This window comes from Streptomyces bullii, from assembly GCF_042657145.1.
Classification (GTDB): Bacteria; Actinomycetota; Actinomycetes; order Streptomycetales; family Streptomycetaceae; genus Streptomyces; species Streptomyces bullii.
On sequence record NZ_JBHSNY010000006.1, the window covers coordinates 356,497 to 375,544 of the forward strand.

Here is a 19,048-nt window from a genome sequence, read left to right on the forward strand (position 1 = left end):
GTCATCCTTCCGAGGGCACGCGCAGCACGCGCGCCCGGTACTTGCGGTAGATCTGGGGCTTCTCGTCCGCGAGCCGTTCGGTGTCGACGGTCGGGACCAGGCGGGTGTACTGGGCGGCGAGCTCGGGTTCTGCCTCGCGGAACCGGGCGTGCGCGAACTGGCCGTTCTGCCGCCAGCTGTAGGCCTCCCGGCCACCGATCGTGGCCACCTCAGCGTCACCGGCGAGCTGCCGCATGCGGTTCTCGATCTCGGTCAGCTCGTCAGCCAGGTCGCTGATCTGCTCGCGGAGTTCGCGGCGGCGCTGCTTGATCAGCATCGTCTCCACGGGGTCGACCTCGACCGTGGCTTCCGCGCGGGCATCCCACAGCCGCGCGAGCAGCTCGGTGGTGGCCTCGGAGCCGTCGGGCTTGGGCGGGATGCCGGCCTGCACGTGGTCGTGCCAGAACCGGTCGACTGCGTCGGCGAGCATGGCGCATAGCTCGTCGTCGCGCTCCAGTCGGAACCAGGTCAGGTCGTCGTCGATGAGCCCGGCGACGTAGGCGAATCGGTAGCCGGTGACCGTGAGGTACCAGTGGGCTTGGATGGCGGGCCCGTCGGGGGCCTCGTCGCCGTTCCAGCCTTCGGCGCGGGCGGAGCGCCAGTTGCGGGACTTGCATTCCAGCACGCCGAGCTCGTCCCTGGCCTGGTCGTCGGGGGCGACGGTGAGCCGGTCCGGGTTGGCGATCCAGTGCGGGTGGTCGACGTGCTGGAGCGTGCCGGGCGAGTCGAGCACGGTCAGGCCAGTCTCTTCGGCGAAGAACTCGGCGATCAGGCCTTCCAGGGCGTGACCGCGCCGGGCGGACCGCTCCAGCCGCGCGTTCCGCTCGGCGCGTGCCTGGCCGGTCTTCTCCAGCCAGACGCGCAGGGCGCCGCCGTGGCCGTCCATGCCGAGGATGGCGGCCACGTCCGAGCCGCCGACACCGCCCTGCCGTACGGCGCGCCAGACGTCCTCCGGAGCACCGGCGGACAGCAGCAGCCGCGCAGTGGGGGTGGCCGGGACGGCGGCCGTGGGGGTTGTCTCCGTCCCGGCCGGGGACCCGTTCCGCGCAGGCAGGGTCTCGGGAGCCGGTCTGTCAGTCGGCTCCTCTCCTGCCTTCGCTCCCGCGACGGCCGTGCTCTGTCCGGCGGCGGGTGACGTTGACGCGGAACGGGTGGTCGACGGTTCGCCCGGAGCAGGCTGGGTCTTCGGCGGGTTCAGCGGCGCCTCTCCGGCCTTGGCTCCCGCAACAGCGCTGCGGACGCCTGCGGGTGACGTTGACTCCGGGCGAGCGGTCTGGGACCCGCCCGGCGCAGGCGGGGTCACTGGAGCAGAGGAACGGACGTGCTCCTCTCCTGCCTTGGCTTCCACGGCGGCCTGGTTAGCGACGGCGGCGGCGGACGGCGTTGACGCCGGACGGGTGGTCTTCACGGCAACCTCACCGTCCGGACCGTGATGCCGGGGCTGGGCGCGGTACGGGCGTGCTCGGCGATCTCCCGCATCTGCTCGGCCCAGCTCGGGGACAGCTCGCGTGGTGTCTGTCCGGCCAGGGCCTTGAGCACGTCGCCGTGCACCGTGTCGAGGACGGTCACCGGCTGCGGCAGGGAGCAGAGCTCCAGAAGGCCGAGCGGAGTGTTGTCCGGGTTCCAACCGGTGAACACCACCGGCCCGGCGTACGGCTGGATGGGGGCACCGAACGCGGCGAGCACGCACGAGCCAGTGATGTTGCGCGGGTACCGCTCGGGGTAGAGCAGGCCGACGTCGTTGACCCAGCCGGTCACAGCAAGGCCCGGCAGGTGCACACGCGCCTTGCCCTTGGGACCGAGGAGGGTGTCCCAGTCGGGTTCGCCGTCGTGGTGGGTGAGTTCGCCGTCCGGGGCGATGACCGCGTACCTCATCGACGGCCGCCGATCCGCGCCTTGTTGCCGGGCCGGTTCACGGCCGGGGCGGCGCCGCGCCGGATCTTGGAGACGGGCACCCACACGCGCCAGGTGAGGTCGTACTCGTTGTCCCAGGTGACGAACACCATCGGGGTGTCGAGCCACCTGCCCATGAGGCACACGGCGGTGGGGTGGCCGAAGTGCAGCCCGGGCACGTGCCCCGGCTGGTCCAGGGCCACGGTGCCTTCCCGGCCGCAGACGTGGCGGACGCGGGAGCCGACGGGGAACTGGTCGGCCAGCGCGAGCAACTGGGTGCGCGCGAGTTCGTACTGCGGGCCGTCGCCGACGACGCTGCCCCGGACGTCGAGCGTGCGGGCGCTCATGACGCTTCCCTCTCTGTGGTGTCGGTGGTACCGAGATAGCGGGCACGGACTCGGTGTTCGCCGTCCTCGGTGAAGGCCTCGGCCTCCCACATGCCGGGGGGCCGGAAGGCCTTGAAGGCGCCGGTGCGCAGCCGGTAGGCGCTCTGCCGCGCGGTGGGGCCGCTGTCGTAGACGGCGACGATGCCCCACTCGCCGGGCGTCTCACGCAGCAGTGCTGCGCGCTCCCGATAGGTGTTGCGGATCTTGACGGGCGACGTCCGGTGCGGCACTTCGGGCACGCGCAACGCAGCACGCGGCAGCCACCCCCGCAGAAGGCAGACGGCGACAGCCTGAGCGGCCGTGCGGACCCCGAGGCGATGCATAGCGATCTGCCGGTACTTGTTCACCGTCTTCGCCGACAGGCCCATGTCCCGGGCGATGCCGGGGCACTCCTGGCCTCTGGCGGTGCCGATGATGACCTGGAGATGCCGTTGGCTCAGCGGACACTCGGCGTCCGGCTCCCACTGGGCAAGCGCGGGGGAAGACCTGAGTTGGTCCACTTCGCCGTTGAGCCGGTCGATCTCGTCGAGCAGGAGGCGCACCGTGCGCGCGGCCGGGGCGCCGGGGCTGCGTTCGGTCGCGGCCCGGAGCTGAGCGAGCAGGCGCGGGCTGAGTGCTTCAGAGGCCATGGCGGTCACCGCCCTTGGCCTGCTCCAGCTGCTCGACGCGGCGCCTCAGCAGGCTGATCTCGTTTCGCTGACGGGAGACCTCGCCCACGTAGCGCGGAAGGGCCTCACGGGCGTGGCGGATGAGCTCCAGGACGGGCACCCGCTCGCTGTCGACCCAGGTCTCCAGGAAGCAGATCGGGCCGATCTGGTCGGGCAGGCCGTGCTCGCTGGGCTCGATCTCCCAGGGGCCGTTCGGCGCGGCGGCGACGATCCGTTGTGTCTCCCGCAGGTACTCCGGGTTGAGTGGCTCAGGCATGGCGGCCGTCCTCGGCGTCGAGTGCGGCCAGGACCTGGCGCAGGCTCTCCTGGAGGGCACCGAACGTGCCGTACACGGCGAGCTCGGAGGCGAGGCTGGTGTCCAGCGCGTTGGCCTCGTCCAGTACGCGGCGCGCCTGCTCGCGGGCGATGTCGAGGGGCGGCACGAACGTCGGCTGCCAGGGCATCGGTTCGGTGTGTGCGATGCTGGAGTGCATCGGGCCCACCTCGTTCCTCTCAGGTGATGGGTGGTTGGGCCGAGGGCTCGCCGGGGGCACGGCGGGCCCTCATTGCTGTCAGGCGGCGGCGCGTGCGGGTTGCGGCTCCGGACGCGAATCGGTTCGGAGCAGAGCCCTCAATCCCTCCCGCTGTTCGGGAGTGAAGGGCGGCCAATCGGCGACCATGTCGCGGATGTACGCGTCGAGTTCTTCGCGGCTCATGCCGAACCCGCCTTGAATTGGCGGTCAGCGCCGCACACACGGCACTGCGCGCGGAGGATCCCGTTGCGGTGTCCGCAGTTGTTGCACACCCACAGGCACACGGCCCCGTAAATCCGGGCGCGCATCAGACCGAGCTTCCGGCGGGCTTCGTGGTGGCCTGGTCGTCCTGCTCGGGGAGAAGCAGGTCGCGGACCTCGCAGCCGAGCACGCCGGCGATGCGTGCGAGTCGCTCCAGCGACAGGCCGTGCAGGCCGCGTTCGGCTCCGGACACCAGCTGCTTGCTGCACCCGATCTTGCGTGCGAGGGCGGTCTGGCTCAGCCCTGCGGCGAAGCGGCGCGTGATGAGCGCTTCGGGGTTGGTCTTCGGGCGGCGTTCCATGTGAACGACAGTACGAGACTGTCAAAGACTGTGCAAGCCTCATGGCTGAATAAGTTCGCACAGCGGTGAAGGTTGTGTGCACTCCCTGGCGTACAGCCCAGTACTGTCCAGTACTGTCCAGTAAGGTCTAGCTAAGTACCGAGAGTCAGGGGGAGCCATGACGACACCGGCGGTCGGGACCCCACCCCGACCGGACGCGGCACTCATCCGCACAGCCCGCATGGCCAAGGGCATCAGCCCCGAAGCCGCAGCAGCCCAGATGCGGATCAAGTTCAGCGGTTCACGGTGGCGACAGATCGAGGCCGGCTACCGCAAGGACCTTGCCAAGGAGGTCGAGGCCAAGCCGGAGGTCCTGGCACACATGGCGCTCGTCGTGGACGTCACCGCGGACCGCCTGGAAAACGCGGGCCGCCCGGACGCCGCCGTGATCCTGCGCGAGATCCAGGCCCAGGACGCGCAGCGGACGCCATCGATGCCGGAGGCACTGAGCGCGGCGCCGCCGCATGTGCGCCGCATGATCGAGGCAGCACTGGAGGACGTCGATCCCGACGACCGGGCCGACGTGCTGCGCCAGATGGCCGCCGACTACGAGGCGGTCATGAAGCGCCGCGCCCGGGAGGGCGGGCAGCCTCAACGCCCTCGTCACGCTGGTTAGTTCGACCCGTCAAACGTCTGTAACGTTTAAGTCACGGTCCGCACATATGTACGTGACTGGATGTCACTCCCGACGCACGATGCGTATCCCGTACATGCGCCGACGTGTACGGGGCCCGACGCGCACGCAGCACTGGGGGCTGACATGGCCTTGGTCATTTTGGCGAGCGCGCTCGGCGTGATCATCAGTATCACTGGGGGTCTGTTCTTGCGGCGCCTCCTCGGTGAGCTGGCCGAACTACGCGGCCAGGTAGCCGAGGTCAGGCGACAGATCACAGGGATCGACAGGGAGATGCGCGCCCAGCGAGCCCGTGTGGACTTTCTGAGATACCTGATCGAAAGAGACGACGAGGAGAGAGACGGCGAGGACCAGCCGCAGGAAGCGGCCGTCGCCAACGGCGGCCTTGAACAGCCGCCTGAGCACCACCTTGGGCCGGAGCCGGTCCGGCGCAAGAAACACCTGCGACTGCACCTTGGCGGCGCCATCGCCGCCGCGCTGGTGACCGCGGGCACGGCGGTGCGCGAGGCCGTCCGCGAACATCGCGGCCAGGTCGTCGCCGCGGTCACCGGAACCGCAGTCACCGCCGCAACCATCACCGTCATCACGGTGCAACCATGGGACAACGGCGACTACCGACCGCCGTCCTCCGCACCGACGGCGGCTCCCACACCCGGATACACGCCGCCGCCCGGCCCTGGTCTGCCACAGCCCACCAGGAGCCAGTCACCAACCGCGTCCGTGCCCACGGCCAATGGGAGCGCTTCCTCCGCGCCCAGCGAATCCCTGGCGCTGACACGAAGCGGCTCACCCATCCCGATCGGCAACGAAGCCCCAGCCACAGGACCGGATGCGCCCGGCGCCCGGCCCGCCGAACCGCCAGGGCAGACCCGGGGACCCTCGGCGCACCCCGGCCAGACACGGCGTCCATCCACGCCACCAGGGCAGACACGTTCACCCGGGCCGCCAGCCCAGGTGCCCGTCATGGGGCCAACCGCGTCACCTGGGCGGCCCGATGAACCGCCAGGCGCCGGCCGCGGCAGTGGCCTGTCCACGGGCGTGACTCTTACGCCGCTGATCGATGCCGGGGTATGCATCGTGTGCGGCTAGTCAAGCACCTGAGCAGGTCAGTCCTCTCCTCCTGCGGCGGGATGCACCCGCACCCGCCGCAGGAGGAGAGGCGTCAGGATAGGCGGCGGCCCTTCGGTGTGATCTCAATGGATGTGGGATCGAACTTCCGTCTTCCTGGGCCGGCCGGATGGATGGTCACCGTCATCAGCATGTCGACGATGGCCCGCTTCCGGTCGAGCGGCAGGACGGCCCAAGCCGCCACCGGGTCCTCGGAGTTCACCACGTCACCGAGAACAGCTGCCCGCGCGGGGCTTGTCATCTGATCCTCGATCGCCGCCAGGCGCTCCTTGATGCGCCGCACCGCTCTCTTGAATTCGATGACGTCGGCCTCGTCGTCGTCGGCGAACGCATCGGTCATGTTCTTCAGCCGAGCTCTGAGGACGGCCGCCTTGGCGGACAGCTCATCCATGTCCGGGCGACCGTCATCGAGCAGGAGCCCCGCCGCGTCTTCCTTCAGCAGCAGCTGCGGCACGAGCCCCAGCGGCTCACCCGGCTCCGTGCCTGCGATCAGCATGTCGATCGGTTCCGCGTTGCGCGCGAGATGCTTCACAGGGCCGCGGCACTTGTAGACCCGATCCGGCCCGTTCGGGCTGCCCTTGGAGCCGCGCTGCGCGCTCGTGACAGTGGTGCCGTCGTTGCACACCCCGCACCGGGCGATCCCAGACAGCAGCCACTTGCGGGCGGGCCCCGGCGACGTCTTCCGTGACGGGTCCGTGAGCACGGCGACGGCATGGCGCCACTGGTCCTCACTGACGATCGCCGGCCACTTCCCCGGATACACGGCGCCGTTGTACTCGCGCAGGCCTGCGTACCGCTCGTTCTGGAGTAGGTAGCGCACGGCGTTGTGGCTCCACGGCCTGCCGTTGCGGTTCAGGATCTGCCGAGCGTTCAGGTCGGCTGCGATACCCGACAGGGTGGCTCCGGCCGCCAGCGCCTCATACATCTTGCGGACTTCGGCAGCCTCGCTGTCGATGACCTCGGAGCCGTCCGCCGTGTAGCCGAAGCAGCGCGGCCCGGTCGGGACCTGGCCGCGCTCGACGCGCTGGCGCATCTCGCGCTGCTCCCGCTCCGACATCTGCTCGACTTCGAACGTGTCGACTTCGCCCAGGAGCCCGGCCAGGAGCCGCCCGGCGGCCGTCGTGAGGTCCAGCTCGGGGCCCTTCACGCAGAGCACGCTCACGCCGTGCTGGCGGAGGATCTCGATTCCTTCGGCTCGTTCTCGCCGGTTTCGCCACAAGCGGCCGAGCATGTAGACGATGATGACGTCGACTTCGCCGCGCTGGACGGCGGCCATGAGCCGTTCGTAGTCGGGGCGGTGCTTGCCGTGCGTGGCGCTCCTGTCGTTGTCCCGGAAGCACCGGCCTTCGATGGGAATACCCCGTCTTTGGGCGAGTTCGGTGGTGTCCTCGTGCTGGCGCTCGACGCCATCCTCGTCACCGTCGTCGGCCTTGGAGATCCGCTCGTAGGTGGCGCCCCTCTGAAATGGTGTCACGGGCAGAAGTATAGGTGCGTGTACTGCTTCGCCCGCAAGACGCACAGCTATCTGGACCTGGACACGGGCCTCGGCTTCGACACCCAGATCGTGGTCAAGGTGAACGCCCCCGAGCTGCTGCGCCGCCAGCTCGCCTCGCACCGCTGGCAGGGCGAGCACATCGCGATGGGCACGAACGTCGACTGCTACCAGCGGGCGGAGGGCCGGTACCGGCTGATGCCGGGCATCATCGGCGCCCTGCGCGACCACGCGAACCCCTTCTCCGTCCTGACCAAGGGGACGCTCATCCTGCGCGACCTGGACCTGATCAAGCAGGCGGCGGAGGTGACCGAGGTCGGGATCGCCGTCTCGGTCGGCTTCACCGACACCGGGCTGTGGCGCACCGTCGAGCCGGGCACGCCCGCGCCGGAGCGCCGTCTGGAGGTCGTGCGGACCTTCTCCGAGCACGGCATCGGCTGCGGTGTCCTGATGGCGCCGGTGATCCCGTTCCTGAGCGACGAACCGGCCCAACTGCGCGCCACCGTACGGGCGATCGCCGCGGCCGGGGCCACGTCCGTCACCCCGCTGGTGCTGCATCTGCGGCCGGGCGCCCGTGAGTGGTTCATGGCCTGGCTCGGCCGGCACCACCCGCACCTGGTGCGCCGGTACGAGCGGCTGTACGCGGCGGGCGCCTACGCCCCGAAGTGGTACCAGCGCCGGATCACCCGTCAGGTCCACGACCTGGCCCAGGAGTACGGCATCGGCCCGATGCGGGCCGGTATGCCGCGACGGACCCCGGCACCGGGCCCGCCGGAGCCGCCGGTGTCCGAACCGACCCAACTTTCGCTCATCTAGGAGCGTTCGAGGGCATTCGACGGCCCAACTGGGTCAAAGTTTCGACAGAACACGTTTTTCCGGGGAGGCTTTCCGGGACGATGCGGCGAGGGCCGTGAGCCTCGCGGTCCGCCGACCTCCGTCCCGGGAGGACTCCATGAGAACACGCGCAGCCGTGCTGTGCGGCGCCGCCGTCGTCGTGGCCGGAAGCCTCAGCGCCGTCCCCGCCGGGGCGAGCGCGCCGCGCGCCGCCGATACCGCGTCGGTCGCTAGACCCGCCTGGAAGAAGTGCGGCACCGAGGACCATCCGACGCTCCAGTGCGCGACCCTGAAGGTGCCGCTGAACCACGCCAAGCCGCACGAGCGGCAGATCACGCTCGCACTGACCCGCATCCCGCACACCGCGACGACGTACCAGGGCCCGCTGCTGGTGAACCCCGGCGGCCCGGGCGGCAGCGGTCTCACGCTCGCCGGGGCCGTCGCCTCCTCGCTGCCCAAGGAGGTCGCGGCCCAGTACGACGTGATCGGCTTCGACCCGCGCGGGGTGGGCGCGAGCGAGCCCGCGCTGGACTGCGATCCGGGCCACTTCGCCCCGGTGCGCCCCGACTCCGTGCCGAGCACACCCGCCGTGGAGAAGGCCAACCTGGCCCGCGCCAAGTCCTTCGCCGCGGCGTGCGGCAGCAAGTACGCGGACGTACTGCCGTACATCGACACCGTCAGCGCCGTGCGGGACATGGACCTGATCCGGCAGGCGCTCGGCGCGAGGAAGCTCAACTACTTCGGCTACTCGTACGGGACCTATCTGGGCGCCGTCTACGCCAAGCTGTTCCCGGAGCGGGTGCGGCGCCTGGTGCTGGACTCGGTCGTCGACCCGACCGAGGTGTGGTACGACGTCAACCTCAACCAGGACCTCGCCTTCAACGACCGTCACCGCGCCTTCCTGGCCTGGGTCGCCAAGCACGACGGCACCTACCGGCTCGGCACCGACCCGGAGCGGATCGAGGCCCAGTGGTACGCGATGCGTGCGGCGCTCGCGAAGAAGCCGGCCGGCGGCAAGGTGGGGGCCTCCGAACTGGAGGACACGTTCATCCCCGGCGGCTACTACAACGGCTACTGGCCCTCTCTGGCCGAGGCGTTCGCGGCGTACGTGACCGACAAGGACGCCGACCCGCTGGTCGAGGCGTACGAGAACTTGGGGGCCGTCGACTCCTCCGGCGACAACGGCTACAGCATCTACACGGCGGTGGAGTGCCGGGACGCCGCCTGGCCGCGCGACTGGCGGCAGTGGCGCCGGGACAACTGGGCGGTGCACGAGAAGGCCCCGTTCATGACGTGGAACAACGCCTGGTACAATGCGCCGTGCGCGTTCTGGCCCATTGAGCCGCTGAAGCCGGTGAACGTCGCCAACGGCAAGCTGCCGCCGGTGCTGCTGTTCCAGGCGACGAACGACGCGGCCACCCCGTACGAGGGCGGCGTCACGATGCACCGCCTGCTGGCCCGCTCCAGCCTGGTGGTCGAGGAGGGCGGCGGCAACCACGGCGTCACGCTGAGCGGGAACACCTGCCTGGACAAGCACCTGGCGGCGTACCTGACGAACGGCACGGTGCCGCGCGGCGGCGGTGAGATCGACGCGGTGTGCCCGGCCCTGCCCGACCCGAAGCCGTCCGACGCTGCGTCGACGACCCTGCGCGGCGCGACGCTGCACGGGATGCTCGGCTTCCGCGGGTAGACGCCCCGACAGGCCGTCGGGCGGCGGGCGTTGTCAGCCCCCTGGTCCAAGATGGACACATGAGTGAGCCGACCAGGACGCCTGCCCCCAACGGCGCCGTGCCGCCCCCGCGGCACCCGCATCCCGTCGTGGGCGGCCGCTCCGCCGCCTCCGGTCGGCTCGCCCCGGACGAGCACGGCATACGGGAGATGACGCTCGCCGACTGCGCCGCCGTCGCCGAGATCCGCGTTCGCGGCTGGCAGACCGCCTACCGGGGGCTGATGCCCCGGTCGTACCTCGACGCGCTCAGCGTGAGGGAGGACGCCGCGCGGCGGCGGGAGCTGCTCGTCCGGAGCGACGGCAGCGTGGTGAACCTGGTCGCGGAGCGGGACGGCACGGTCGTCGGCTGGGCGGCGTACGGTCCGTACCGGGACGGTGACGCACCCACCGCGGACGGGGAGTTGTACGCGCTCTACGTCCATCCGGCACGGTACGGCGGCGGCGCCGGGCGGCTCCTGCTCCAGGAGTCCGTGCGGCGGTGCGCCGCCGCCGGTCATGACCGCATGTTCCTGTGGGTCCTCAAGGGCAACGCCCGGGCCCGCCGCTTCTACGAGCGGTCCGGCTTCCGGGCGGACGGCGCCGAGGAGCCCTTCGAGGCCGGCGGCGCCGTCGTGCCGGAGCTGAGGTACGTACGGGAGCTCTGCGCTGCGGACGTCACCTCGGCCGGGGAATCCGCTCCAGCGCCCGCACCGCCGCCTCGGCGAGCGCGGGATGCGCCAGGGCCTCCTTGAGGACGGGTCTGGCCCGGGCGTCCCCCAGCGCGCCGAGCCCCTCCACGCAGGCGAGGGCCACACGCCGGTACGGGTCGTGCGGGCGCAGCCGCCGCTGCAGGGTGGTGATCAGCGCGGGCACGGCCTCCGGGGCGCGCAGCTCGGTCAGCAGCCGTACCGGGTGCAGGGCGTAGGCGACACGGAGTTCATTGGTGGCCAGGGCGGCGGCCGCGCGGGCGGTGCGCGGATCGCCCAGGCGGGCGAGGGCGTACGCGGCGGATGCGCAGCGCGGCGGATCACGGTGGTTCAGCAGCAGGACCAGCGACTCGAAGGCCCGCCGGTCCCCCGCGAGTCCCATCCGGAACGCGGCGAGCTCCCGGGCCCACAGCGGCTGTCCGGGCTCCGTGAGCACCCCAGCCAGTGCGTCGAGGTCATCGGTCGCCACGAGACGGTCGTACGCCGCCGGCCCTCCCGACTCCGCCCGTAAGCGCTCCGTGAGTGATCGCAACTCTTCGTCCATGACACCGAGATTAGAGGCGGTGCGGGCCGCCCGGGACGTACATCACAAACACGGGGGCTGGCGCGCTCGTTACCCGCCAGTTAAGCTCAGACGAGCGAGTTACCCACTCGCACCTCCTCACGGCGGTTTGGTGACGCGGCCGTCGTGAGTGCAGTCGGTTCGGTACCGCAGGTACCGCAGTGCGACTCGGCCTGGGGACAGGGCCGGTCGGACCCGCCGTTGTCCGGGCGTGTGCGCGCCCGGCCCCCGTGCTCGGCCGCGCCGGGCGGGGACCAGCGACGGCACCGGGCGTGTGCGCCAGCAGCCCGGCCAGCACCCGCACTTCCTCACGCACCCGGTGCGCCCTTCGGCGCACCCGGGCGCGCATCCGTCGTCACCCTCATTCCTGGAGTCCCGCGATGGCCACTCCCCTTTCCGGCACGTCCCTGTCCCCGCTCCGGACCATCGCCGTCGTCGGCCTCGGCACGATGGGCACCGGCATCGCCGAAGTCCTGGCCAGGGCCGGCCGCGACGTCGTCGGCATCGACATCAGCGAGGCCCAGGCCGCGAAGTGCGTCGCCGCCCTGGAGTCCTCCACCGCCCGCGCCGTCGAACGCGGCCGTCTGACCGAGCAGGAGCGCGCGGACGTCCTCGCCCGTGTGCGCACCTCCACCGACCTGCGCGCCGCGTCCGACGCCGACCTGGTGATCGAGGTCGCGCCGGAGTCGTACGAGGTCAAGCAGCAGATCTTCCGGGAGCTGGACGGGATCGTGCGCCCGGAGACGATCCTGGCGACCGGCACCAACGCCCTGTCCGTCACCCGCCTGGCCGCCGACTCGGCGCGCCCGGAGCGGGTGCTCGGCCTGCACTTCTTCAACCCGGCCCCGGCGATGAAGCTGGTCGAGATCGTCTCCTCCGTGCTGACCGCCCCGGCCGCCGTCACCGCCGTCACCAACCTCGCCCTGGACCTCGGCAAGGAGCCCGTCGCGGTCGGCGACCGGCCCGGGTTCGTCGCCGACGGGCTGCTGTTCGGCTACCTCAACCAGGCCGCCGCGATGTACGAGGCGAAGTACGCCTCCCGCGAGGACATCGACGCCGCGATGCGGCTGGGCTGCGGACTGCCCATGGGCCCGCTGGCCCTGCTGGACCTGATCGGCATCGACACCGCCCGCACGGTCCTGGAGGCCATGTACGCGGCGTCCCGCGACCGGCTGCACGCCCCGGCCCCGATCCTGAAGCAGCTCAGCGAGGCGGGCCTGACGGGCCGCAAGGCGGGGCGCGGCTTCTACACCTACGAGGCGCCGGGCAGCGGCACCGTCGTGAGGGACGCGCTGACCCCGCTGGAGGGCGCCGACCTGGCACCCGGGCGGCCGGTCCGCTCGGTCGGTGTCGCGGGCTCGGGCACCATGGCCTCGGGCATCGCGGAGGTCTTCGCCAAGGCCGGCTACGACGTCGTCCTCGCCGCCCGCAGCGAGGAGAAGGCGCAGGCCGCCAAGGCCCGCGTCGGCAAGTCGCTGGCCCGCTCCGTCGACAAGGGGCGGATGACCGCCGAGGCCGCCGCGCAGACCCTGGACCGGATCACCCCGACCGGCACCTACGACGACTTCTCCGGCGTGGACCTGGCCGTCGAGGCCGTCGCCGAGGACCTGGAGGTCAAGCGGCAGCTGTTCGCGACGCTGGACAAGGTCTGCAAGCCGGGCGCGGTCCTGGCCACCACCACCTCCTCCCTCCCGGTCGTCGCCTGCGCCCGCGCCACCTCGCGCCCGCAGGACGTGATCGGCATGCACTTCTTCAACCCGGCGCCGGCGATGAAGCTGGTCGAGGTGGTCCGTACGGTCCTGACGGCCGACGACGTCCACGCCACGGTCCGCGAGGTCTGCGGCAGGATCAGCAAGCACCCCGTCGACTGCGGCGACCGGGCCGGTTTCATCGTCAACGCGCTGCTGTTCCCGTACCTCAACAACGCGATCAAGATGGTCCAGGAGCACTACGCCTCGCTCGACGACATCGACGCGGCGATGAAGCTGGGCGGCGGCTACCCGATGGGCCCCTTCGAGCTGCTGGACGTGGTCGGGCTCGACGTCTCGCTGGCCATCGAGAAGGTCCTGCACCGCGAGTTCCGCGACCCGGGGCTCGCCCCGGCGCCGCTCCTGGAGCACCTGGTGGCCGCGGGCTGCCTCGGCCGCAAGACCGGCCGTGGCTTCCGCGAATATGCCAAGCGCTGAGCGCCCCGGCGACTGGTTCCGCGCCGGCGAGGACTGGGGCGGACTGCTCGACCCCGCTGGTGCTCCCCCGCCCTCGGCGGGCGGGGGAGACCCGGTGCATGCGCACCGAGCTGCGCACATGCAGTACGTTCGGGGCATGTCCCAGCCCGCCAAGTCCTCACGTACACCAGCTACGACCGACGCGCCGGAGAGTGCCGCAGGCAGCCGAGCCGCCGCCCAGCGCCTCAAGATGCGCCGGGAGCTGGCGGCCGCCGCGATGGAACTGTTCGCGACCAAGGGGTACGAGGCGACCACCGTCGACGAGATCGCGGCCGCGGCCGGGGTCGCCCGCCGCACCTTCTTCCGTCACTTCCGCTCCAAGGAAGAGGCGATCTTCCCGGACCACGACGACACCCTGATCCGCGCCGAGGCGGTGCTCAACGCCGCGCCCGCGCACGAGCATCCGCTCGACACGGTGTGCCGCGGCATCAAGGAAGTCATGAAGATGTACGCGGCCCGGCCGGAGATCTCGGTCGCCCGCTACAAGCTCACGCGTGAGGTGCCCACCCTGCGCGAGGCCGAGATCGCCTCGGTGGCCCGCTACGAGCGCCTGTTCACGCGCTATCTGCTCGGCCACTTCGACGAGCACGCGCACGACGACGACGCCAACGACGACCCGCTGCTGGCGGAGGTCGCCGCGTCCGCGGTCGTCACCGCCCACAACCACGTCCTGCGCCGCTGGCTGCGGGCGGGCGGCCAGGGCGATGTGGAGGCCCAGCTCGACCACGCCTTCGCGATCGTCCGCAAGACCTTCGGCACGGGGATCATGGCGGGCCGGGCCGCGCCCCCCAAGCCGCCGGCGGCGTCGGTCTCCGGGCAGGGCGAGGTCCTGGTGACCGTGGCCCGCACCGACGCCCCGCTGGACGAGGTCATGCGGACGATCGAGCAGGCCCTCAAGGAGCACTGACCGCGCCCTTCCCCACTGCACCGGCGCCTCTCCCGCTGTGACGACGGCCACCCCACCGGGTGGCCGTTTTGGCATGTCAGGGCACGTTTGCGGGCGTCTCCGAGGGGTCCTTCGATCGATCATCGCTCATTTGTTGCGTAAAGATTTCATCTGAGAGCAAGTTCTGGCACTCAGTGCCTTGTCAGCTGACACGCGGTGTCATACGTTGAAGGAGTCCGGGCGCCTGTCCCAGCGGGCCACCACAGCCCGCGCGCCCCGGACGCCTGCGTCACAGGCAACCTCCCGCGCCACAAAGCGCTGCCGAACAGCACCACCGCCGAACCGACGGCACACCCCGAACCCTCAGCAGCCCGACGTAACCCTCAGCGCCCCTCCCCTCAAGGGGCGCGTATCGCCGGAGGCAACACCGTGACCGTGAAGGACATCCTGGCCGCGATCCAGTCGCCCGACTCCACGCCGGCCGACTTCGCCAACCTGCCGCTCCCCGAGTCGTACCGCGCGATCACCGTGCACAAGGACGAGACGGAGATGTTCGCGGGCCTGGAGACCCGCGACAAGGACCCGCGCAAGTCGATCCACCTGGACGAGGTCCCGGTGCCCGAACTCGGCCCGGGCGAGGCCCTGGTGGCCGTCATGGCCTCCTCGGTCAACTACAACTCGGTGTGGACCTCGATCTTCGAGCCCGTGTCGACCTTCGCCTTCCTGGAGCGCTACGGCAGGCTCTCCCCGCTGACCAAGCGCCACGACCTGCCGTACCACATCATCGGCTCCGACCTCGCGGGCGTCGTGCTGCGCACGGGCCCGGGTGTGAACGCCTGGCAGCCGGGTGACGAGGTCGTCGCCCACTGCCTGAGCGTCGAGCTGGAGTCCCCGGACGGCCACGACGACACCATGCTCGACCCCGAGCAGCGCATCTGGGGCTTCGAGACCAACTTCGGCGGCCTGGCCGAGATCGCGCTGGTGAAGACCAACCAGCTGATGCCCAAGCCGAAGCACCTCACCTGGGAGGAGGCCGCGGCCCCGGGCCTGGTCAACTCCACCGCCTACCGCCAGCTGGTCTCCCGCAACGGCGCCCAGATGAAGCAGGGCGACAACGTCCTGATCTGGGGGGCGAGCGGCGGCCTCGGCAGTTACGCCACCCAGTTCGCCCTGGCGGGCGGCGCCACCCCGATCTGTGTCGTCTCCTCGCCGGAGAAGGCCGAGATCTGCCGGAAGATGGGCGCCGAGCTGATCATCGACCGCAACGCCGAGGGCTACAAGTTCTGGAAGGACGAGAACACCCAGGACCCGCGGGAGTGGAAGCGCCTGGGCAAGCGCATCCGCGAGCTCACCGGCGGTGAGGACGTCGACATCGTCTTCGAGCACCCCGGCCGCGAGACCTTCGGCGCCTCGGTCTACGTCACCCGCAAGGGCGGCACCATCGTCACCTGCGCCTCCACCTCCGGCTACATGCACCAGTACGACAACCGCTACCTGTGGATGTCCCTGAAGCGGATCATCGGCTCGCACTTCGCGAACTACCGCGAGGCCTACGAGGCCAACCGCCTCATCGCCAAGGGCAAGATCCACCCGACCCTGTCGAAGGTCTACCCCCTGGAGGAGACCGGCCAGGCCGCCCACGACGTCCACCGCAACGCCCACCAGGGCAAGGTCGGCGTGCTGTGCCTCGCCCCCGAGGAGGGCCTGGGCGTGCGCGACCAGGAGATGCGCGCCCAGCACCTCGACGCCATCAACCGCTTCCGGAACATCTGAGGAGCGCCGCATGAGTGAGCGTCAGAAGGACCGGCCGTGGCTGATGCGCACGTACGCCGGTCACTCCACGGCCGAGGCGTCCAACGAGCTGTACCGGCGCAACCTCGCCAAGGGCCAGACGGGTCTGTCGGTCGCCTTCGACCTGCCGACCCAGACCGGCTACGACTCCGACCACATCCTCGCCCGCGGCGAGGTCGGCCGGGTCGGGGTGCCGATCGCGCACCTCGGTGACATGCGCCGGCTGTTCCAGGACATCCCCCTGGAGCAGATGAACACCTCGATGACCATCAACGCCACGGCCATGTGGCTGCTGGCGCTCTACCAGGTCGTCGCCGAGGAGCAGGGCGCGGACATCACCAAGCTCCAGGGGACGACCCAGAACGACATCGTGAAGGAGTACCTGTCCCGGGGGACCCATGTCTTCCCGCCGGGGCCGTCGCTCCGCCTCACGACGGACATGATCGCGTACACGGTCTCCCACATCCCGAAGTGGAACCCGATCAACATCTGCAGCTACCACCTGCAGGAGGCGGGCGCCACGCCGGTCCAGGAGATCGCGTACGCGATGTCCACCGCCATCGCCGTCCTCGACGCCGTGCGCGACTCCGGGCAGGTGCCGCAGGAGCGCATGGGCGACGTCGTCGGCCGGATCTCCTTCTTCGTGAACGCGGGCGTCCGCTTCATCGAGGAGATGTGCAAGATGCGGGCGTTCGGCCGCATCTGGGACCGGATCACGCGCGAGCGGTACGGCATCGAGAACCCCAAGCACCGCCGCTTCCGCTACGGCGTCCAGGTCAACTCGCTCGGCCTGACCGAGGCGCAGCCGGAGAACAACGTCCAGCGGATCGTCCTGGAGATGCTGGCCGTGACGCTCTCCAAGGACGCCCGCGCGCGTGCCGTGCAGCTCCCGGCCTGGAACGAGGCCCTCGGCCTGCCCCGCCCCTGGGACCAGCAGTGGTCGCTGCGCATCCAGCAGGTGCTGGCGTACGAGAGCGACCTGCTGGAGTACGACGACATCTTCGAGGGCTCGAAGGTGATCGAGGCGAAGGTGGAGGAGCTGGTCGAGGCGGCGCTCGCCGAGATCGACCACATCCAGGAGATGGGCGGCGCGATGGCCGCCGTCGAGTCCGGCTACCTCAAGTCCCAGCTGGTCGCCTCGCACGCCGAGCGCCGCGCGCGGATCGAGTCCGGCCAGGAGAAGATCGTCGGCGTCAACATCTTCGAGTCGACCGAGCCGAACCCGCTCACCGCCGACCTGGACACCGCGATCCAGACGGTCGACCCGGCGGTCGAGGCCCGGGTGATCGCCTCGCTCCAGCACTGGCGCGACACCCGCTACCAGCCGCCCTTCAACCACCCGCGTCCCTGCAAGGCGCTGGAGAAGCTGAAGGAGGCCGCGCGGGGCACGGACAACCTCATGGAGGCCACCCTGGAGTGCGCCCGCGCCGGCGTCACGACCGGTGAGTGGGCCGGGGCCCTGCGCGAGGTGTTCGGCGAGTTCCGCGCGCCGACCGGCGTGTCCTCCGCGCCGGTGGCCGTGCCCGCCGAGGAGGGCTCCAAGCTGGCCCAGGTGCGCCGAAAGGTGGAGCTGACGGCTCGTGACCTCGGCGTGGGCAAGCTGCGCTTCCTGGTCGGCAAGCCGGGCCTGGACGGGCACTCCAACGGCGCCGAGCAGATCGCCGTCCGGGCCCGCGACGCCGGGTTCGAAGTGGTCTACCAGGGCATCCGGCTGACACCGGAACAGATCGTTGACGCGGCCCTCGCGGAGGACGTGCACGCGGTCGGCCTGTCGATCCTCTCCGGTTCGCACGCCCAGCTGGTGCCGGACGTGCTGGAGCGGCTGCGTGTGGCCGGTGCCACAGATATACCGGTGATCGCAGGTGGCATCATCCCCAACGGTGACGCCGAACAGCTCAGGGCCGCGGGCGTGGCAGCGGTCTTCACCCCGAAGGACTTCGACATCACCGGAATCATCGGCCGCATCGTCGACGAGATCCGGAACGCGAACAAGCTCGACCCTCTGGAGGTCCCCGCATGACCACCGTCAACCGCCTTCGCCCCCGGCGCTCGTGCCTGGCCGTACCGGGCTCGAACCCGCGCTTTTTGGAGAAGGCGCAGGGCCTCCCGGCGGACCAGGTCTTCCTCGACCTGGAGGACGCGTGCGCGCCGCTCGCCAAGCCCGAGGCGCGGCACACCATCGTCAAGTTCCTCAACGAGGGCGACTGGACCGGCAAGACCCGGGTCGTGCGCGTCAACGACTGGACGACCGAGTGGACGTACCGCGACGTCGTCACGGTCGTCGAGGGCGCGGGCCCCAACCTCGACTGCATCATGCTGCCGAAGGTCCAGGACGCCCAGCAGATCGTCGCCCTGGACCTCCTGCTGACCCAGATCGAGAAGACGATGGGCTTCGAGGTCGGCCGGATCGGCATCGAGGCGCAGATCGAGAACGCGCAGGGCCTGAACAACGTCAACGAGATCGCGCAGGCCTCGCCGCGCATCGAGACGATCATCTTCGGCCCGGCCGACTTCATGGCGTCCATCAACATGAAATCGCTGGTGGTGGGCGAGCAGCCGCCCGGCTACCCGGCGGACGCCTACCACTACATCCTGATGAAGATCCTGATGGCCGCCCGCGCCAACAACCTCCAGGCGATCGACGGCCCCTACCTGCAGATCCGCAACGTCGACGGCTTCCGCGAGGTCGCCGGCCGCGCCGCGGCGCTCGGCTTCGACGGCAAGTGGGTGCTGCACCCGGGCCAGGTGGACGCCGCGAACGAGGTCTTCTCCCCCTCCCAGGAGGACTACGACCACGCCGAGCTGATCCTGGACGCGTACGAGTACTACACGTCCGAGGCGGGCGGCAAGAAGGGCTCGGCGATGCTCGGCGACGAGATGATCGACGAGGCCAGCCGCAAGATGGCCCTGGTCATCGCGGGCAAGGGCCGCGCCGCCGGCATGCGGCGCACCAGCACGTTCGAGATCCCGGAGGCGTGAGCG

Annotated in this window: 18 protein-coding genes and 1 pseudogene; 9 read left to right on the forward strand and 10 right to left on the reverse strand. The window is 70.6% G+C overall.

The genetic code is table 11. From position 1 onward, the window contains the following. Position 1 precedes the first annotated feature (1 nt). From ACFPZJ_RS19310 to ACFPZJ_RS19340, 7 genes are all read right to left on the reverse strand, one after another. Positions 2 to 1,447 (reverse strand): YqaJ viral recombinase family nuclease, encoded by a 1,446-nt coding sequence (locus ACFPZJ_RS19310; protein ID WP_381022891.1) that lies wholly within the window; start codon positions 1,445 to 1,447, stop codon positions 2 to 4. Continuing rightward, complete coding sequence (locus ACFPZJ_RS19315; RefSeq protein ID WP_381022893.1) at positions 1,444 to 1,914, reverse strand: hypothetical protein; 471 nt, start codon at positions 1,912 to 1,914, stop codon at positions 1,444 to 1,446. The genes ACFPZJ_RS19310 and ACFPZJ_RS19315 overlap by 4 nt, the downstream gene beginning before the upstream one ends. Beyond that, positions 1,911 to 2,279 carry a hypothetical protein gene (locus tag ACFPZJ_RS19320; protein ID WP_381022895.1) on the reverse strand — a complete coding sequence of 123 codons (369 nt, stop codon included), beginning with the start codon at positions 2,277 to 2,279 and terminating at the stop codon, positions 1,911 to 1,913. Before ACFPZJ_RS19320 ends, ACFPZJ_RS19315 begins: the two co-directional genes overlap by 4 nt. Further along, positions 2,276 to 2,947, reverse strand: a complete 672-nt coding sequence (locus ACFPZJ_RS19325; RefSeq protein ID WP_381022898.1) for a helix-turn-helix transcriptional regulator — start codon at positions 2,945 to 2,947, stop codon at positions 2,276 to 2,278. The genes ACFPZJ_RS19320 and ACFPZJ_RS19325 overlap by 4 nt, the downstream gene beginning before the upstream one ends. Continuing rightward, positions 2,937 to 3,242, reverse strand: coding sequence for a hypothetical protein (locus ACFPZJ_RS19330; protein ID WP_381022900.1), 306 nt, complete (start codon positions 3,240 to 3,242; stop codon positions 2,937 to 2,939). The genes ACFPZJ_RS19325 and ACFPZJ_RS19330 overlap by 11 nt, the downstream gene beginning before the upstream one ends. Next, entirely contained in the window at positions 3,235 to 3,459 is a 225-nt protein-coding gene (locus tag ACFPZJ_RS19335; protein ID WP_381022903.1) for a hypothetical protein, read from the reverse strand. The genes ACFPZJ_RS19330 and ACFPZJ_RS19335 overlap by 8 nt, the downstream gene beginning before the upstream one ends. A 346-nt stretch (positions 3,460 to 3,805) precedes the next feature. Further along, positions 3,806 to 4,060 (reverse strand): helix-turn-helix domain-containing protein, encoded by a 255-nt coding sequence (locus ACFPZJ_RS19340; protein WP_381022905.1) that lies wholly within the window; start codon positions 4,058 to 4,060, stop codon positions 3,806 to 3,808. A 220-nt stretch (positions 4,061 to 4,280) separates the two neighbouring features. On the opposite strand from ACFPZJ_RS19340, the gene ACFPZJ_RS19345 reads away from it, so the two are divergent. After that, a complete protein-coding gene (locus ACFPZJ_RS19345; protein ID WP_381022908.1) occupies positions 4,281 to 4,715 on the forward strand; it encodes a hypothetical protein in 435 nt (144 codons plus the stop codon). Between the two features lie 237 nt (positions 4,716 to 4,952). On the opposite strand, the gene ACFPZJ_RS19350 is transcribed toward ACFPZJ_RS19345, so the two are convergent. Further along, positions 4,953 to 5,327, reverse strand: a complete 375-nt coding sequence (locus ACFPZJ_RS19350; RefSeq protein ID WP_381022910.1) for a hypothetical protein — start codon at positions 5,325 to 5,327, stop codon at positions 4,953 to 4,955. A 568-nt stretch (positions 5,328 to 5,895) separates the two neighbouring features. Continuing rightward, entirely contained in the window at positions 5,896 to 7,335 is a 1,440-nt protein-coding gene (locus ACFPZJ_RS19355; protein ID WP_381022912.1) for a recombinase family protein, read from the reverse strand. A 9-nt stretch (positions 7,336 to 7,344) separates the two neighbouring features. Here ACFPZJ_RS19355 and ACFPZJ_RS19360 point away from each other — a divergent pair. The 3 genes and pseudogenes from ACFPZJ_RS19360 to ACFPZJ_RS19370 form a co-directional block, all read left to right on the forward strand. Then, positions 7,345 to 8,169, forward strand: a pseudogene (locus tag ACFPZJ_RS19360) (radical SAM protein); the annotation flags it as partial. A gap of 136 nt (positions 8,170 to 8,305) precedes the next feature. Then, positions 8,306 to 9,877: an alpha/beta hydrolase gene (locus tag ACFPZJ_RS19365; protein ID WP_381022915.1), complete on the forward strand. Its 1,572-nt coding sequence runs from the start codon at positions 8,306 to 8,308 to the stop codon at positions 9,875 to 9,877. A gap of 59 nt (positions 9,878 to 9,936) precedes the next feature. Further along, the gene (locus tag ACFPZJ_RS19370) at positions 9,937 to 10,647 is read left to right on the forward strand and encodes a GNAT family N-acetyltransferase (protein WP_381022917.1); all 711 of its coding nucleotides are present in this window, start codon (positions 9,937 to 9,939) and stop codon (positions 10,645 to 10,647) included. Here the strand turns inward: ACFPZJ_RS19370 and ACFPZJ_RS19375 are convergent. Further along, positions 10,571 to 11,146 carry an adenylosuccinate lyase gene (locus ACFPZJ_RS19375; RefSeq protein WP_381022919.1) on the reverse strand — a complete coding sequence of 192 codons (576 nt, stop codon included), beginning with the start codon at positions 11,144 to 11,146 and terminating at the stop codon, positions 10,571 to 10,573. The genes ACFPZJ_RS19370 and ACFPZJ_RS19375 overlap by 77 nt on opposite strands. 398 nt (positions 11,147 to 11,544) lie before the next feature. Between ACFPZJ_RS19375 and ACFPZJ_RS19380 the strand changes: the two genes are divergently transcribed. From ACFPZJ_RS19380 to ACFPZJ_RS19400, 5 genes are all read left to right on the forward strand, one after another. Then, entirely contained in the window at positions 11,545 to 13,350 is a 1,806-nt protein-coding gene (locus ACFPZJ_RS19380) for a 3-hydroxyacyl-CoA dehydrogenase family protein (RefSeq protein WP_381022922.1), read from the forward strand. Between the two features lie 136 nt (positions 13,351 to 13,486). Continuing rightward, positions 13,487 to 14,296 carry a TetR family transcriptional regulator gene (locus tag ACFPZJ_RS19385; protein WP_381022925.1) on the forward strand — a complete coding sequence of 270 codons (810 nt, stop codon included), beginning with the start codon at positions 13,487 to 13,489 and terminating at the stop codon, positions 14,294 to 14,296. Positions 14,297 to 14,710: 414 nt separating this feature from the next. Next, a complete protein-coding gene (gene ccrA / locus ACFPZJ_RS19390) occupies positions 14,711 to 16,048 on the forward strand; it encodes a crotonyl-CoA carboxylase/reductase (protein ID WP_381023458.1) in 1,338 nt (445 codons plus the stop codon). Between the two features lie 10 nt (positions 16,049 to 16,058). Beyond that, positions 16,059 to 18,086: a protein meaA gene (locus tag ACFPZJ_RS19395; RefSeq protein WP_381022928.1), complete on the forward strand. Its 2,028-nt coding sequence runs from the start codon at positions 16,059 to 16,061 to the stop codon at positions 18,084 to 18,086. Continuing rightward, positions 18,083 to 19,045 carry an HpcH/HpaI aldolase/citrate lyase family protein gene (locus ACFPZJ_RS19400; RefSeq protein WP_381022930.1) on the forward strand — a complete coding sequence of 321 codons (963 nt, stop codon included), beginning with the start codon at positions 18,083 to 18,085 and terminating at the stop codon, positions 19,043 to 19,045. The genes ACFPZJ_RS19395 and ACFPZJ_RS19400 overlap by 4 nt, the downstream gene beginning before the upstream one ends. The last annotated feature ends 3 nt before the right edge of the window (positions 19,046 to 19,048 follow it).

What these genes read in the sequence shown, in the direction of transcription:
- ACFPZJ_RS19385 (WP_381022925.1), top strand. Translation starts at nt 13,487, where the DNA reads ATGTCCCAGCCCGCCAAGTCCTCACGTACACCAGCTACGACCGACGCG.
- ACFPZJ_RS19335 (WP_381022903.1), bottom strand. Translation starts at nt 3,459, where the DNA reads ATGCACTCCAGCATCGCACACACCGAACCGATGCCCTGGCAGCCGACG.
- ACFPZJ_RS19325 (WP_381022898.1), bottom strand. Translation starts at nt 2,947, where the DNA reads ATGGCCTCTGAAGCACTCAGCCCGCGCCTGCTCGCTCAGCTCCGGGCC.
- ACFPZJ_RS19330 (WP_381022900.1), bottom strand. Translation starts at nt 3,242, where the DNA reads ATGCCTGAGCCACTCAACCCGGAGTACCTGCGGGAGACACAACGGATC.
- ACFPZJ_RS19315 (WP_381022893.1), bottom strand. Translation starts at nt 1,914, where the DNA reads ATGAGGTACGCGGTCATCGCCCCGGACGGCGAACTCACCCACCACGAC.
- ACFPZJ_RS19370 (WP_381022917.1), top strand. Translation starts at nt 9,937, where the DNA reads ATGAGTGAGCCGACCAGGACGCCTGCCCCCAACGGCGCCGTGCCGCCC.
- ACFPZJ_RS19400 (WP_381022930.1), top strand. Translation starts at nt 18,083, where the DNA reads ATGACCACCGTCAACCGCCTTCGCCCCCGGCGCTCGTGCCTGGCCGTA.
- ACFPZJ_RS19320 (WP_381022895.1), bottom strand. Translation starts at nt 2,279, where the DNA reads ATGAGCGCCCGCACGCTCGACGTCCGGGGCAGCGTCGTCGGCGACGGC.
- ACFPZJ_RS19375 (WP_381022919.1), bottom strand. Translation starts at nt 11,146, where the DNA reads ATGGACGAAGAGTTGCGATCACTCACGGAGCGCTTACGGGCGGAGTCG.
- ACFPZJ_RS19365 (WP_381022915.1), top strand. Translation starts at nt 8,306, where the DNA reads ATGAGAACACGCGCAGCCGTGCTGTGCGGCGCCGCCGTCGTCGTGGCC.
- ACFPZJ_RS19380 (WP_381022922.1), top strand. Translation starts at nt 11,545, where the DNA reads ATGGCCACTCCCCTTTCCGGCACGTCCCTGTCCCCGCTCCGGACCATC.
- ACFPZJ_RS19345 (WP_381022908.1), top strand. Translation starts at nt 4,281, where the DNA reads ATGGCCAAGGGCATCAGCCCCGAAGCCGCAGCAGCCCAGATGCGGATC.
- ACFPZJ_RS19395 (WP_381022928.1), top strand. Translation starts at nt 16,059, where the DNA reads ATGAGTGAGCGTCAGAAGGACCGGCCGTGGCTGATGCGCACGTACGCC.
- ACFPZJ_RS19340 (WP_381022905.1), bottom strand. Translation starts at nt 4,060, where the DNA reads ATGGAACGCCGCCCGAAGACCAACCCCGAAGCGCTCATCACGCGCCGC.